Origin of the sequence: Micromonospora sp. MH99 (genome assembly GCF_021442385.1) — a bacterium.
GTDB lineage: Bacteria > Actinomycetota > Actinomycetes > Mycobacteriales > Micromonosporaceae > Micromonospora.
The window spans coordinates 147,220-160,279 of the sequence record NZ_MUZA01000005.1 but is presented as its reverse complement, the minus strand read 5'-3'; the positions used below and the strand labels follow the sequence as shown (position 1 = coordinate 160,279).

The 13,060-nt window shown below is 70.2% G+C and carries 13 protein-coding genes and 1 pseudogene; 13 read left to right on the top strand and 1 reads right to left on the bottom strand.

The genetic code is table 11. From position 1 onward, the window contains the following. The first annotated feature begins 53 nt into the window (after positions 1-53). From B0E54_RS04750 to B0E54_RS04705, 10 genes and pseudogenes are all read left to right on the top strand, one after another. The gene (locus B0E54_RS04750) at positions 54-1,511 is read left to right on the top strand and encodes a sugar porter family MFS transporter (protein ID WP_234582012.1); all 1,458 of its coding nucleotides are present in this window, start codon (positions 54-56) and stop codon (positions 1,509-1,511) included. A 174-nt stretch (positions 1,512-1,685) separates the two neighbouring features. Next, a complete protein-coding gene (locus tag B0E54_RS04745) occupies positions 1,686-1,988 on the top strand; it encodes an urease subunit gamma (protein WP_179778963.1) in 303 nt (100 codons plus the stop codon). Positions 1,989-2,032: 44 nt separating this feature from the next. After that, positions 2,033-2,368, top strand: a pseudogene (locus B0E54_RS04740) (urease subunit beta); the annotation flags it as partial. A gap of 174 nt (positions 2,369-2,542) precedes the next feature. Continuing rightward, positions 2,543-4,261: an urease subunit alpha gene (locus B0E54_RS04735; RefSeq protein ID WP_234582010.1), complete on the top strand. Its 1,719-nt coding sequence runs from the start codon at positions 2,543-2,545 to the stop codon at positions 4,259-4,261. A 62-nt stretch (positions 4,262-4,323) separates the two neighbouring features. Further along, positions 4,324-4,887 (top strand): urease accessory protein UreE, encoded by a 564-nt coding sequence (gene ureE, locus B0E54_RS04730; RefSeq protein ID WP_234582009.1) that lies wholly within the window; start codon positions 4,324-4,326, stop codon positions 4,885-4,887. Between the two features lie 22 nt (positions 4,888-4,909). Beyond that, on the top strand, positions 4,910-5,587 hold the full coding sequence (locus tag B0E54_RS04725) for an urease accessory protein UreF (protein ID WP_234582008.1): 678 nt from the start codon (positions 4,910-4,912) through the stop codon (positions 5,585-5,587). 59 nt (positions 5,588-5,646) lie between these two features. After that, positions 5,647-6,276, top strand: a complete 630-nt coding sequence (gene ureG / locus B0E54_RS04720; RefSeq protein ID WP_234582007.1) for an urease accessory protein UreG — start codon at positions 5,647-5,649, stop codon at positions 6,274-6,276. Then, positions 6,273-7,190, top strand: a complete 918-nt coding sequence (locus B0E54_RS04715; protein WP_234582006.1) for an urease accessory protein UreD — start codon at positions 6,273-6,275, stop codon at positions 7,188-7,190. Before ureG ends, B0E54_RS04715 begins: the two co-directional genes overlap by 4 nt. Before the next feature lie 19 nt (positions 7,191-7,209). Beyond that, a complete protein-coding gene (yut, locus tag B0E54_RS04710; RefSeq protein WP_234582005.1) occupies positions 7,210-8,235 on the top strand; it encodes an urea transporter in 1,026 nt (341 codons plus the stop codon). A 26-nt stretch (positions 8,236-8,261) separates the two neighbouring features. Then, a complete protein-coding gene (locus B0E54_RS04705; RefSeq protein WP_234582004.1) occupies positions 8,262-9,920 on the top strand; it encodes an ammonium transporter in 1,659 nt (552 codons plus the stop codon). A gap of 2 nt (positions 9,921-9,922) precedes the next feature. On the opposite strand, the gene B0E54_RS04700 is transcribed toward B0E54_RS04705, so the two are convergent. Then, positions 9,923-10,642 (bottom strand): YoaK family protein, encoded by a 720-nt coding sequence (locus B0E54_RS04700; RefSeq protein WP_234582003.1) that lies wholly within the window; start codon positions 10,640-10,642, stop codon positions 9,923-9,925. 157 nt (positions 10,643-10,799) lie between these two features. On the opposite strand from B0E54_RS04700, the gene B0E54_RS04695 reads away from it, so the two are divergent. The 3 genes from B0E54_RS04695 to B0E54_RS04685 all read left to right on the top strand — a co-directional run bounded on the left by B0E54_RS04695 (position 10,800) and on the right by B0E54_RS04685 (position 13,034). Beyond that, positions 10,800-11,522 (top strand): MSMEG_4193 family putative phosphomutase, encoded by a 723-nt coding sequence (locus tag B0E54_RS04695; protein ID WP_234582002.1) that lies wholly within the window; start codon positions 10,800-10,802, stop codon positions 11,520-11,522. 115 nt (positions 11,523-11,637) lie between these two features. Beyond that, a complete protein-coding gene (locus B0E54_RS04690) occupies positions 11,638-12,219 on the top strand; it encodes a DUF3090 domain-containing protein (protein ID WP_234582001.1) in 582 nt (193 codons plus the stop codon). After that, on the top strand, positions 12,216-13,034 hold the full coding sequence (locus tag B0E54_RS04685; RefSeq protein WP_234582000.1) for an SCO1664 family protein: 819 nt from the start codon (positions 12,216-12,218) through the stop codon (positions 13,032-13,034). The genes B0E54_RS04690 and B0E54_RS04685 overlap by 4 nt, the downstream gene beginning before the upstream one ends. Positions 13,035-13,060: the final 26 nt, after the last annotated feature.

Sequence of the window (13,060 nt, the reverse complement as noted above, 5' to 3'; positions counted from 1 at the left end):
GGGCTGTCTCGCCGGGTGGGATCTGTCGGTGGCTCGCGTCGGAGGGGGCGACAGTGACTGCCAGTGCTGGCCCGAAGCGCGGCCGGGGGCTGCCGCCGAGGCGCAACCTCGTCGCTGTCGTGTCGATAGTGGTGCTGTCCGGCGCGTTCTTCGGCTACGACCAGGGCATCATCAGCGGCGCGCTGCGCGACATCCGCCAGACCTTCCACGCGGACACCTTCGCCGTCGAGGTGGCGGCGAGCTGGGTGACGCCCGGGGCGCTGGTGGGTGCGTTGCTCGGCGGTCACCTGGCGGACCGGATCGGTCGGCGGGGGGCGCTCTGGGTCGCCGCCGCCACGTTCGCGGTGGGCACCGTCGTGCAGGCGGTGGCGCCGGTCATCGGGGTCATGTTCGGTGCGCGGTTGATCCTGGGGCTGGGCATCGGCGTGGCCTCGGTCGCCGGCCCGATGTACGCGGCGGAGGCCGCGCCGGAACGGATCCGCGGCAGTCTCCTGGCGATCTACCAGTTCTCCACCACGTTCGCCATCTTCATCGGCTACCTGGCGGACGAGCTGTTCGAGGCCGGCACCTCCTGGCGTTACCTGCTGGCGGCGGCCTCCCTGCTGGGCGTGGCCCTCGCTCTGGTCACCACGGTCATCCCCGACTCGGCGGTCTGGTACTTCGGACGGGGGGACCGGCGCCGGGCGGAGGCGTCCCTGCGGGCGACAGTGCCGCAGCCGAAGGTGCCCCAGCGGCTGCACGCCATCGAGGAGAGCCTCTCGGCCGGCAAGGCGGGGTGGCGGGAGGTGCTGTCGCCACAGTGGCGGCGTCCGCTGGTGCTCGGTGTCGGCATGGCGCTGTTCCAGCAACTGACCGGGATCAACGGGATCATCTACTACGCCGATGAGATCTTCTCGTCCGCCGGGTTCCACACCCCGCAGGCGCAACTGGCCGCGACCACCTGGGCGATCGGCGGTGTCGACTCCCTCTTCACGCTTGTCGCGGTCGCCTTCCTGGACCGGCTCGGTCGCCGGCCGCTGCTGCTGGTCGGGCTCCTGGGCATGGCGGTCTCGCTCGTGGTGGTCAGCTTCAGCTTCGCCCGGATGGCCCCGGGGGCGCAGAGCGCCGGAGCGACCGGGCACCATCCCACCGACGCGGGCATCTTCCTGCTGATCGGCGTGGTCATGTTCGTGGCGTTCTACGCGATGTCCATCGGGCCCACCGCCTGGACGGTCATCAACGAGATCTTCCCGGGTCGCATCCGGGGCCGGTGCGTCGCGATCGCCTCCGCCACCCACTGGGGCACCGAGTACCTGATCACGCAGTTCTTCCTGAGCATGCTCGACGCCCTGGGCAGGTCGGGCGTGTTCGCGCTCTTCGCCGGCACCTGTGTGCTCGGCTTCGTGTTCGTCTGGCGGTACCTGCCGGAGACCAAGGGCAAGACCCTCGAACAGATTCAGCGGATGTGGCAGACCGACGCGCGTGCCCGGCGGCCGCACCGTCGCGACGACCGGTCGGCCGGTACGGCGTGATTCTCGGCTTCTGACCCGCGACGCAGGGGATCGGGCGTACGGTTCCCGTAAAGCCGTCCAAAACGGATTTAGTGGACAAATAAGTTCATTCGGGTGGAGCGTTGGTGCTCACCCCGGGGCGAATCCGCTCGGCGGGCTGGCGGCTCCCGACCGACCGTCGCGAAGGACCAGAACGTGCATCTGACACCAAGGGAATTCGACAAGCTGACGATCCTCTCGATGGCCATCGTCGCCAACGCCCGCAAGGCCAGGGGGATCAAGCTGAACCACCCCGAGGCCGTGGCGGTGATCTGCGCCGCGGCCCTGGAGGGGGCCCGGGAGGGCAAGACCGTCGAAGAGGTCATGAACGACGCCCGCAGCACCCTCAGCGCCGACGACGTGATGCCGGGCGTGCCGGACATGCTGCCCATGATCCAGGTCGAGGCGGTCTTCACCGACGGCTCGCGCCTGGTCACCGTGCACTCACCGATCCGCTAGGCGCAGCCAGCCCAGAGGCGATCTCCAGGAAGGTGGAGCAGGAAATGGCCACGCAACATCCCGGCCCCAACTCGAAGCACGTGCGACCCATCGGGGGCTACGTGCTGAGCGATCAACCGCTGGAGCTGAACGCGGGGCGGCCCGTCACCGAGGTCGTCGTCCACAACACCGGTGACCGGCCGATCCAGATCGGCTCCCATTTCCACTTCTTCGAGGCCAACCGGATGCTCGCCTTCGACCGTGAGGCCGCCTTCGGCAGGCGACTGAACATCCCGGCGACGACCTCCATCCGCTTCGAGCCGGGCGACAAGAAGACTGTCGAGCTCATCCCCTTCGGCGGGCAGCAGCGCGTCTACGGATTCAACGGCCTGGTGCAGGGGTGGAGCGGCAGCGAGTCGACCCCCAGCTACCGGCCGGACCGTACCGAGGCGATCCACAACGCCAAGACCCGGGGCTTCAAGTTCGCCCCGGAGCAGCAGGACAGCCCCAAGGGCAAGAAACAGTAGATCCGCTATCCCGCAGGGCTGCCAGCCTCGGGCAGGAGAGATGATTCGATGAGCCAGATTTCGCGGCAAGAGTATTCCGGCATGTATGGCCCCACGACGGGTGACCAGATCAGGCTCGGCGACACCGACCTCTACATCGAGATCGAGAAGGACCTGCGGGTCCTCGGCGACGAGGTGATGTACGGCGGGGGCAAGACGCTGCGCGACGGCATGGGGGTCAACAACCAGTACACCAACGCGCAGGGTGGCCTGGATCTGGTCATCACCAACGTGACCATCCTCGACGCGACGCTCGGCGTGGTGAAGGCCGACGTCGGGGTCAAGGACGGCAAGATCGCCGGCATCGGCAAGGCCGGTAACCCGAACATCATGGACGGGGTCACCCCCGAGCTGGTGACCGGTCCGGGCACCGAGGCCATCTCCGGCGAGCACCTCATCCTGACCGCCGGGGGCATCGACACGCACGTGCACCTGGTGACGCCGCTGCAGGCGCAGGCCGCCCTGAGCAACGGCGTGACCACCCTGTGGGGTGGTGGCACCGGCCCGACCGACAGCACCAACGGCGTCACCATCACCCCCGGCCCCTGGAACATCCAGGCGATGATGCGGGCCTTCGAGAGCATCCCGATCAACATCGGCCTGATGGCGAAGGGCAACAGCACCGGCCGCGCGCCGCTGGTGGAACAGATCATGGCCGGTGCGCCGAGCTTCAAGATCCATGAGGACTGGGGCGCCCCGCCGGCGGTGATCCGGGCCTGCCTGGACGTCGCCGACGAGTTCGACGTGCAGGTCAGCATCCACACCGACACTCTCAACGAGAGCGGATACCTCGAGGACAGCATCGCCGCGTTCGAGGGCCGGACGATCCACACCTTCCACACCGAGGGCGCCGGTGGAGGCCACGCGCCGGACGTCATCAAGGTCGCCGGCCAGATGAACGTGCTGCCCAGCTCGACCACGCCTACGGTGCCGTACGGCATCAACAGCCAGTCCGAGCTGTACGACATGATCATGGTCTGTCACAACTTCAACCCACAGGTCCCCTCGGACGTGGCCTTCGTGGAGAGCCGGATCCGCACCGAGACGATCGCGGCCGAGGACGTCCTGCTCGACGAGGGCGTCATCTCGATGATGCAGAGCGACTCGCAGGCCATGGGGCGCGTCGGCGAGACCTGGCTGCGCACCATCCAGCTCGCCGGGCAGATGAAGACCGCCCGCGGCAAGCTCGCCGAGGACTCCAGCGCCAACGACAACTTCCGGGTGCTGCGGTACGTCGCCAAGATGACCATCAACCCAGCCATCACCCAGGGGATCTCGCACGTGCTGGGATCGGTCACGCCGGGCAAGATGGCCGACCTCGTGCTCTGGGAGCCGGCGTTCTTCGGGGCCAAGCCGAAGCTCGTGCTCAAGGGCGGCATGATCGCCTGGTCGATCATGGGTGACCCGAACGCGTCACTGCCGACACCGCAGCCGGTCTACTACCGGCCGTCGTTCGCCGCGTTCGGCAGCCAGCTGGCCAAGACCTGCGTGACCTTCGTGTCCCGGGCCGCGCACGAGGCCGGCATCGCCGAGCAGCTCGGCCTGCAACGGCAGGTCATGCCCGTGTACCGCACCCGAGGGCTCACGAAGCGGGACATGGTCCGCAACGACCGGCTTCCCAAGCTCGAGGTCGATCCGGAGACCTTCGCCGTGAAGATGGACGGCGTGCACGCGACGGTGCCGCCGGCCCGGAACCTGCCGCTGAGCCAGCTCTACTTCTTTAGCTGACCCCCCGCCGGGACCGCCTCGTGGGTGGCTGGTCCCGGCACACCTACCGAAAGGAGAGGCCCGTGCTCGTCGAGACGGTGCTGGGCAACATGAACGAGCCGGACTGGACGCTCCGCCTGAAGGAAGCGCGCATCGACGACCTGGTCCTCGACCAGTGGGACGCCCAGAAGAGCCGCATCCGCAAGATGACCAGCTCCGGGGCCGAGTTGTCGGTCGCGCTCGCGCGTGGGGTCCGGTTGCGCGACGGCGACGTCCTGGCCTGGGACGACCTCACCGCGACGGCGGTGGTGGCCCGGGTGCAGCTGGGCGAGGTGATGGTGGTCCACCTCGACCAGCTGCGCGGCGAGTCGGCTGAGCTGCTCATCCGCTCGGCCGTCGAGCTGGGTCACGCCATCGGCAACCAGCACTGGCCGGCCGTGGTCAAGGGCACCAAGATGTACGTCCCGCTGACGGTGGACCGCAAGGTGATGGACTCGGTGATGCGCACCCACGCCTTCACCGGGATCACCCACGAGTTCGTGCCCGGCACCGAGGTCATCGCGTACCTCGCGCCGCACGAGTCGCGGCGGCTGTTCGGCGGCGCCGACTCGACGCCGCACTCCCACCTCCCCGCCGACCTCAACTGAGCGGGGCCGCACGGTGCGCACCATGGCCGAAACCCTGAAGCTGCTCCAGTTCGGCGACTCGGTCTTCCCGGTCGGCGCCTTCTCCTTCTCCAGCGGCCTGGAGATGGCCGTCGAGCACGGTGTCGTCCACGACCGGACGACCCTGCAGGACTACGTCCGGACGGTCACCCGGCTCGCCGCCACCGGGGACGGGGTCGCGCTGCTCGCCGGTCACCGGGCCGCCGGCGCGGGGGACCTCGACCGGATCCGGCGGGCCGACGAGGCCGTTTACCTCCGCAAAATCAACGAAGAGATGCGGACCATGTCCGTACGCATGGGACGCAAGCTGGCCGAAGCCGCGACCCGGATCGTCGGGGAGACCCTGCTCAAGAAGCGCCTCAGCGAGTCGGCCGGCGGCGTGCCGGTCACCTACCCGGTCGCGCTCGGGGTGGTCTTCGCCGACCTCGGCGTGCCCGAGGAGGACGCGTTCGCCGCCCACCAGTACGGCGCGGCCTCGACGGTGCTCAGCGCCGCCATCCGGTTGATGCGGGTCGACCATCTCGACGCGCAGTCGATCCTGTTCGCGGTCAACGAGAAGGTCACCGACGACTACCGCGACGTGCGCACCGCCGACCTCGACGACATGCAGACCTTCGGGCCGCACCTCGACGTCCTGGCCGCCGCGCACCAGCACGTCCACGTGCGGATGTTCATGAGCTGAGAGCCGAACATCCGCATCCTCCCGCACCAGAAACGCCTTCGAGAAGGACAGGTCACATCATGAAGTCGGCAAGTCGTATCGGCGTCGGCGGCCCGGTGGGCAGCGGCAAGACCGCGATCATCGAGGCTGTCGTGCCCCGTTTCGTGGACAACGGACTGCGCGTACTGGTGATCACCAACGACGTCGTCACCACCGAGGACGCGAAGCACGTACGCCGCGCCCTGACCGGGGTCCTGGTCGAGGAGCGGATCCTCGGGGTGGAGACCGGTGCCTGCCCGCACACCGCAGTGCGGGAGGACCCGAGCATGAACCTGGCCGCGGTCGAGGACATGGAGTCCCGCTTCCCGGACAGCGACGTGGTGCTCATCGAGAGCGGCGGGGACAACCTCACCCTGACGTTCAGTCCCGCGCTTGTCGACTTCTTCATCTATGTCATCGACGTGGCGGCCGGCGACAAGATCCCGCGCAAGAACGGTCCGGGGATCTCCAAGTCCGACATCCTCGTGATCAACAAGACCGACCTCGCCCCCTACGTGGAGGCGGACCTCGACGTCATGGCGCGCGACGCGGACCTGATGCGCAACGGCAAGCCCGTCGTGTTCACCAACTGCAAGACCGGCGAGGGCATCGACGAACTCGTGTCGCTGATCCGTCGCAACGCGCTCTTCGACGCCGAAGTGGTAGCATGATCACACTGGACAGCGCGCGGGAACTGGAGCCGTACCAGGACCAACCGGCCCAGTTGCCCGCGGCGTCCAACGGCAAGGTCGGCATCCTGCGTCTCGGGTTCGAGCGGCGCGGCGAGCGGACGATCCTGCACGACCTCTACCGGCAGTCGCCCCTGCTCGTCCAGCGGGCCCTCTACTGGGACGAGGAGATGCCGCAGCTGCCCTGCGTCATGATCCTCACCACCTCCGGCGGTGTGCTGCAGGGCGACCGCCTGCACCTGGACGTCGACCTGGCGCCGGGCAGCCAGGCGCACCTGGTCACGCAGGCCGCCACCAAGATCCAGGAGATGGACGCGAACTACGGCTCGCAGATCCAGCGGTTCACCCTGGCCGAGGACACCTATCTCGAATACCTCCCGGAGCCGACGATCCCGTACCGGGGCAGCCGGTTCGTCACCGACACCGAGGTGCGGCTCCCGGAGAGCGCCACCATGCTCTACGGCGAGATCCTGCAACCCGGCCGGAAGTACTACCGCGACGGCGAACTCTTCGCGTACGACCTCTTCTCCTCCTGTCTGCGGGCCGAGCGTCCGGACGGCCGGCGGTTGTTCGTGGAGAAGTTCGTGGCGGCCCCCGGCCGGTTCCCGGTGGCGCGGCTCGGGGTCCTGGACCGCTTCCACATCTTCGGCAACGTCGTGCTGCTCACCAGCGCCGAGCGGGCCGCCCGCGTCTTCGAACGGACCGCGACGCCGGTCTGGGACGAGCAGACGCCGCTGGCCAGCGCCGTCAGTCGGCTGCCGAACGACGCCGGCCTCATGTTCAAGGTCCTCGGGCAGGAGACCGAGCCGGTTCGTGCCGCGGTCCGCGCCTTCTGCGTGGCCGCCCGTGAAGAGGTGACCGGCCGCACCTTCCCGCCGACGTTCAGCTGGCGATGACGCATCCGAGGAGAATGTCGTGACGAGCGTGACCCAGGGCTGGGACAGGCTGAGTGACCGCAACCCGTTCATCGGGTTCGTCGACGCCTGCCTGCGCGGGCCCGCGCAGGTCGTCCTGCAGAACAACCCGCTCACCGGCCTGCTCGTCCTCGTGGCGGTCGCCTGGGGGGCCTTCGAGAACGGGCAACCGCGGATCCTCGGAGGAGCGGTCCTCGGTCTCGTCGTCGGCACCGCCACGGCCGTCGCCCTGCGGGTCGACGAGCCCTCGTTACGCAAGGGACTGTTCGGTTTCAGCCCGTTCCTGACCGGCATCGCCGTCCCGACGTTCCTCGACGACCGACCGCTCATGTGGCTCTACCTGGTGCTCGGCGCGATCGCCACGACGGTGGTCACCCTGGCCCTGAACGCGATCTTCAAGACCTGGGGGCTGACCGCGTTCACCATGCCGTTCGTGCTGACCACCTGGGTCCTGCTGATGGCCGCCTACCAGTTCGACAGGTTCACCGTGCTCACCAAGCTGAAGCCCATGTTCCCCGGTGCGGCGCAACTGACCGGGGGCCGCTTCGACTGGGACCTGATCCCCACCTTCCTGCGCGGTGTGTCCCAGGTCTACCTGATCGACAGCTGGGTCACCGGTCTGATCATCCTGGTCGCGTTGCTGGTCAACTCCCGCTGGTCGGCGCTGTTCGCGGTGATCGGCGCCGTCGGCGCGACCCTGCTGGCGCTCTGGTTCGGCGCCGACGCGTCCTCCCTGGACAAGGGCCTGTTCGGCTTCAACGCGGTGCTGACGGCGATCGCCGTGGGCGCGGTGCTGCACCGTCCCGGAGCGATGGTCACCCTCTACACCCTCTTCGGCATCGCGCTGACGCTCTTCGTCCAACTGGCCCTGGCGACGGTCCTCACCCCGCTGGGCATTCCGGTGCTGACCGGGCCGTTCAACATCGCCACCTGGCTGCTGCTGCTGCCCAGGCGGCACTTCGCGCCGGTACCCAACCACGAACGCGTCAAGGAGTCCATCCTCACCGAGGTGAGACGCACCGTCTGACGTACCGAAAGGAGAGGTGAGCTCCCATGCTCGCTCAGGAAGCGGTGAACTCGGGCGACACCGCCTGGGTGCTCGTCTGCGCCGGCCTGGTGTTGTTCATGACTCCCGGCCTGGCCGCCTTCTACGGCGGGATGGTCCGCACCCGCAACGTGCTCGCCATGCTCCAGCAGAACATGATCGCGCTGGGCGTGGTCAGCCTGACCTGGGTCCTGGTGGGCTACACCATCGCCTTCGGTGACGACGCCGGCACCGGCCTCTTCGGCAACCTCGAACTCTTCGGCCTGACCGACCTGCGGGTGCCGCCCGCGCCCCACCTGCACGTCATCGCCGGTCAGGTGACCATTCCGACCCTGGCGTTCGTCGCGTACCAGATGATGTTCGCGGTGATCACCCCCGCGCTCGTCACCGGCGCGACGGCGGGCCGGCTCAAGTTCGCCGGCTGGGTCGCGTTCCTGGCGATCTGGTCCATCGTGGTCTACGCGCCGGTCGCGCACTGGCTCTGGCACCCCGACGGTTGGCTGGCCAGGTTCGGCACCCAGGACTGGGCCGGTGGGATGGTCGTGCACGCCTCGGCGGGCGCCGCCGTGCTGGGCACGTTGCTGGTCGTCGGGCGCCGGCGCGGTTGGCCACGCACCGCCTCCCCGCCCAACTCGATCCCGCTGACCATCCTCGGCGCGGGCATCCTCTGGTTCGGCTGGTTCGGTTTCAACGGCGGCGACGGACTCCAGGCCAACGGTCTGGCCGCCCAGGCGCTGATCAACACTCATCTCGCGGCCGCCGCCGGAATGCTCGTCTGGCTGGTCGCGGAGCGGGTGAAGGACGGCCACAGCACCGTCGTGGGTGGCGTCTCCGGTGCGGTCGCGGGGCTCGCGACGGTCACCCCCGCCGCCGGGTACGTCAACACGGTCTCCGCCATCGCCATCGGCGCGATCGCCGGATTCGTCTGCCACTTCGCGCTGCGGTTGAAGTACCTGCTGCGGCTCGACGACGCGCTGGACGTCCTCGCGGTCCACTTCGTCGGCGGCATGCTCGGCTCGCTGCTGGTCGGCTTCTTCGGCGACAGCGGCATCAACCCGCTCGGCAAGGACGGGCTCTTCTTCGGCGGCGGCGGATCCCTGCTGTGGCACCAGATCGTCGGCGTGGTCACCGTGGTGGCGTTCTCGTTCGTGCTCAGTTGGGCGATCGCCGCCGCTGTGCAGGCCGTGCTCGGGTTGCGTGCCCCCGCCGACGTGCAGGACAACCTCGACCACGCCCAGCAGGACGCCGACGCCTACCACCTGGGCGGCGTGGCGGGTCTCAACGGCAGCGGGGCGCCGCAACGCCGCCAGCGGGGAGCGGGACGCGCCACCGAACGGCCCACCCGGCCGGTCCAGAACGCCCGGCTGGTCACCGCGACGGTCGACCCGACGCTGCTGCCGACGACCCGGGAGCTTCGCGACGCCCTGGTCGGCGCGGGAGCCACCTCCATCGTGCTCTCCGACGCGACGGTCTCCACCGCCGAACCGACAGCCCGTTCGCTGCCCCGGGGCTACTGGCAGGACCAGGATCTCGTGGGCCGGGCCCGGGTCGAGGTGGTGGTGGAGCGCGAGGCGGTGGCCGCGGTGCTGGACGTGCTGGGTCGGTACGGCGCCGAGCGGTCGGACGGCTTCGTGCAGGACGTCCAGCTCGCGACCGACGTGCGCTGAGGTCAGGTGCGGGCCCGTCCGGAGCGGACCAGGAACGCGAGGGCGGACAGGCCCAGCGCTCCCCACGCCGGCACCCAGAGGGGTTGTTCCTGCGCCATCGTGCCGAGGCCACCACCGGCGGCGTAACAGGTCAGGGCCAGGAGCCCGAGGAAGGTGCCGTGGCGGGCCCGCCTCCTGCCGGTGTCCGGTCCGGCCAACCAACGACCGATGCGTTCACCGATCTTGTCCACCGTGCCGGACTGGTAGGTGATGGCGGTGGTGATCCCGGCGGTGCGGACGAACAGGGTCGCCAGGGCGCCCATGGCGAGACCGCCGGCGGCGGCCAGCGCGATCCGTGGCCACCCGCCGTGACGGCCGTAGTGCAGCAGGACGTTCAGCACCGCCCAGAGCGCCAGGGCGACCACGGCGCAGCCGAGGCCCCGGTAGGACGGCGACCATCGGCTCCGCGCCGCCCGTACCTGGGAGACCACGCCCGTCCCGGCGGCGAACGCGATCAGTGACGCCGCCGACTCGGGCCAGGCGGCGTGCCGCCCGGCCAGGCCGATGCCGAGCAGGACGGCGTTGCCCGACTGGTTGGCGACGAACGCGCCGTAGCGCAGGAACGCGAAGGCGTCCACGAAGCCGGCGATCCCGGTGGTGAGGGCGAGGACCAGCAGCGGGTACCGGAACTCCCGGGACGCGTCCTGCGGGTCCGACTGCTGTCCGGAGGTCGAGTCGCCCATCGCGTTCCCCACCTCCGGTAGCGCGGACCCGGACACACCAGGCATACCGTATTTTACGGCCACGCTGCTGCTTCATCCCCTTTTCGTCCAGCCCGACAGCGGCGGCCCGGACACGCTCCCCGCCGCCGGCGACGTCCGGTCGGGCGCAGGTCATAGGGTGGTCCCCGTGGCGACCCTTCTGCTTCTGCGACACGGCCGGACGACCGCGAACGCCGACGGCGGCCTGGCCGGCCGTCAGCCGGTCGAGTTGGACGAGACGGGCCGGGCCCAGGCGGCGGCGGTCGGCGAGCGCCTGCGGCGGGTGCCGCTGGCCGCGGTGGTGACCAGCCCGCTCATCCGGTGCCGGCAGACCCTGGAGCTGGCGCTGCCCGACGCCGCCCCGATCGTGGAGGACGGGTTGATCGAGTGTGGCTACGGAGCCTGGGAGGGGCAGCCACTGAAGAAGCTGGCGAAGGAGTCGCTCTGGCCGGTCGTCCAGCAGCACCCGAGCGCCGCGGTCTTCCCCGAGGGTGAGGCGATGGCGGCGATGGCCGCACGGGCGGTCGCGGCGGTGCGGACCTGGGATGCCCGGATCACTGCCGAGCACGGCTCGGAGGCGGTCTGGCTGGCGTGCAGCCACGGCGACGTGATCAAGGCGATCGTGGCCGACGCGCTCGGCGTACACCTTGATCTTTTTCAGCGGATCGTGGCCGACCCGGCGTCGGTGACGGCGATCCGGTACACCCCGCTGCGGCCGTTCCTGCTGCGGCTCAACGACACCGGTGGCGACCTGGCCGCACTGGCGCCGCCGCCCCGCAAGCGCCGCCGGGCGACCCGGGCGGCGGCGAGCGCCGCCGACTCCGACGCGCCGGTGGGCGGCGGCGCGGGGGCCGGCCGGTGAGCCGACGTCCGCCACGCCCGGGTGCGAGGGGTGGTCCGCCGGGCGTGGCGAGCCGCACGGTGATTAGGGTCGGTGGGGTGCGCGATGCCATGGCGGGCCGGATAGGGTCGTGGGTATGACCCACCAGGTGCACGCCTTCGAACCGCCGGAGCGGTTCGTCGCCGGGACCGTCGGGCCGCCGGGGGAGCGCACGTTCTTCCTGCAGGCCCGCGGCGGCGGCAGGCTGGTCAGCGTCGCGCTGGAGAAGGTCCAGGTGTCCCTGCTCGCCGAGAAGCTGGAGGAGCTGCTCACCGAGGCGCAGCGTCGCTTCGGGGTGGACCTGCCCGAGCTGGCGCCGGTGATCGGCGACAACGAGCCGCTGGACACTCCGGTCGACGAGGAGTTCCGGGTCGGGACCCTCGGGCTGGCCTTCGACGTGGACACCGCGACCGTGGTGATCGAGGCGATCGCCGCCGGCGAGGTGGAGCCCGAGGTCGAGCTGGGCGACGAGGACGACGAAGACGACGAGGACGAGGACGAGGAGCCGGACGAGGACCTGGACCGGCTCCGGGTCCGGCTCACCCCCCAGGCCACCCGCCAGTTCATCGAGCGGGCCCGGCGCGTGGTCAACGCGGGCCGGCCGCCGTGCCCCCTGTGCGGCCAGCCGTTGGATCCCGCCGGGCACCTGTGCCCGCGGCACAACGGTTACCACCGGTGACCTTGTCCGGCCTCGAACCCCTACGCGACGGTGACGCCGCGCTGCGGCTGCTGCGCGACGGCACGCTCGACCTGGAGGGCCGGCTGGTCGACGCGTCGAACACCACCCTGCGGGGCATCCTGACCCTCGACGGCGTCACGGCCCGCTGTGTCTACAAGCCCGTGCGCGGCGAGCGGCCGCTGTGGGACTTCCCGGACGGCACCCTCGCCGGGCGGGAGGTGTCGGCGTTCCTGGTCTCCGACGCCACCGGCTGGGGCCTGGTGCCGCCCACCGTGCTGCGCGACGGGCCGTTCGGCCCCGGCTCGTGCCAGCTCTGGATCGACGAGCCGGCCGACGCCGAGCCGCTCGTCGGGTTCGTGCCGGCCGACGAGTTGCCGCCCCGCTGGCACCCCATCGCGGCGGCGCGGGACGACGACGGCGTCGCGTACGCCCTCGCCCACGCCGACGACCCGCGGCTGGCCCGTCTCGCGGTGCTCGACGCGGTGATCAACAACGCGGACCGCAAGGGCGGCCACGTGCTGGTCGGCTCGGACGACCGGATCTACGGCGTGGACCACGGGGTGAGCTTCCACGTCGAGGGCAAGCTGCGGACGGTGCTGTGGGGCTGGGCGGGCAAGCAGTTGCCGCCGGACGCCGTGGAAATGCTCGACGGGCTCGCCGGGCAGGTCGCCGGGGCGCTCGGCGACGAGTTGGCCGATCACCTGACGATCAGCGAGATCGCCGAGTTGGCCTCTCGCATCGACGTCCTGCGCAAGACCGGGCGCTTCCCGCAGCCGCCGGAGGACTGGCCGGCGGTGCCCTGGCCGCCCATGTGACCCGCTGTCATCTTGATCACCCGTGG

Excerpts from the sequence above, each read along its gene's own strand:
- B0E54_RS04735 (WP_234582010.1), top strand. The coding sequence starts at position 2,543 with ATGAGCCAGATTTCGCGGCAAGAGTATTCCGGCATGTATGGCCCCACG.
- B0E54_RS04725 (WP_234582008.1), top strand. The coding sequence starts at position 4,910 with ATGGCCGAAACCCTGAAGCTGCTCCAGTTCGGCGACTCGGTCTTCCCG.
- ureG (WP_234582007.1), top strand. The coding sequence starts at position 5,647 with ATGAAGTCGGCAAGTCGTATCGGCGTCGGCGGCCCGGTGGGCAGCGGC.
- B0E54_RS04715 (WP_234582006.1), top strand. The coding sequence starts at position 6,273 with ATGATCACACTGGACAGCGCGCGGGAACTGGAGCCGTACCAGGACCAA.
- B0E54_RS04705 (WP_234582004.1), top strand. The coding sequence starts at position 8,262 with ATGCTCGCTCAGGAAGCGGTGAACTCGGGCGACACCGCCTGGGTGCTC.
- B0E54_RS04700 (WP_234582003.1), bottom strand. The coding sequence starts at position 10,642 with ATGGGCGACTCGACCTCCGGACAGCAGTCGGACCCGCAGGACGCGTCC.
- B0E54_RS04690 (WP_234582001.1), top strand. The coding sequence starts at position 11,638 with ATGACCCACCAGGTGCACGCCTTCGAACCGCCGGAGCGGTTCGTCGCC.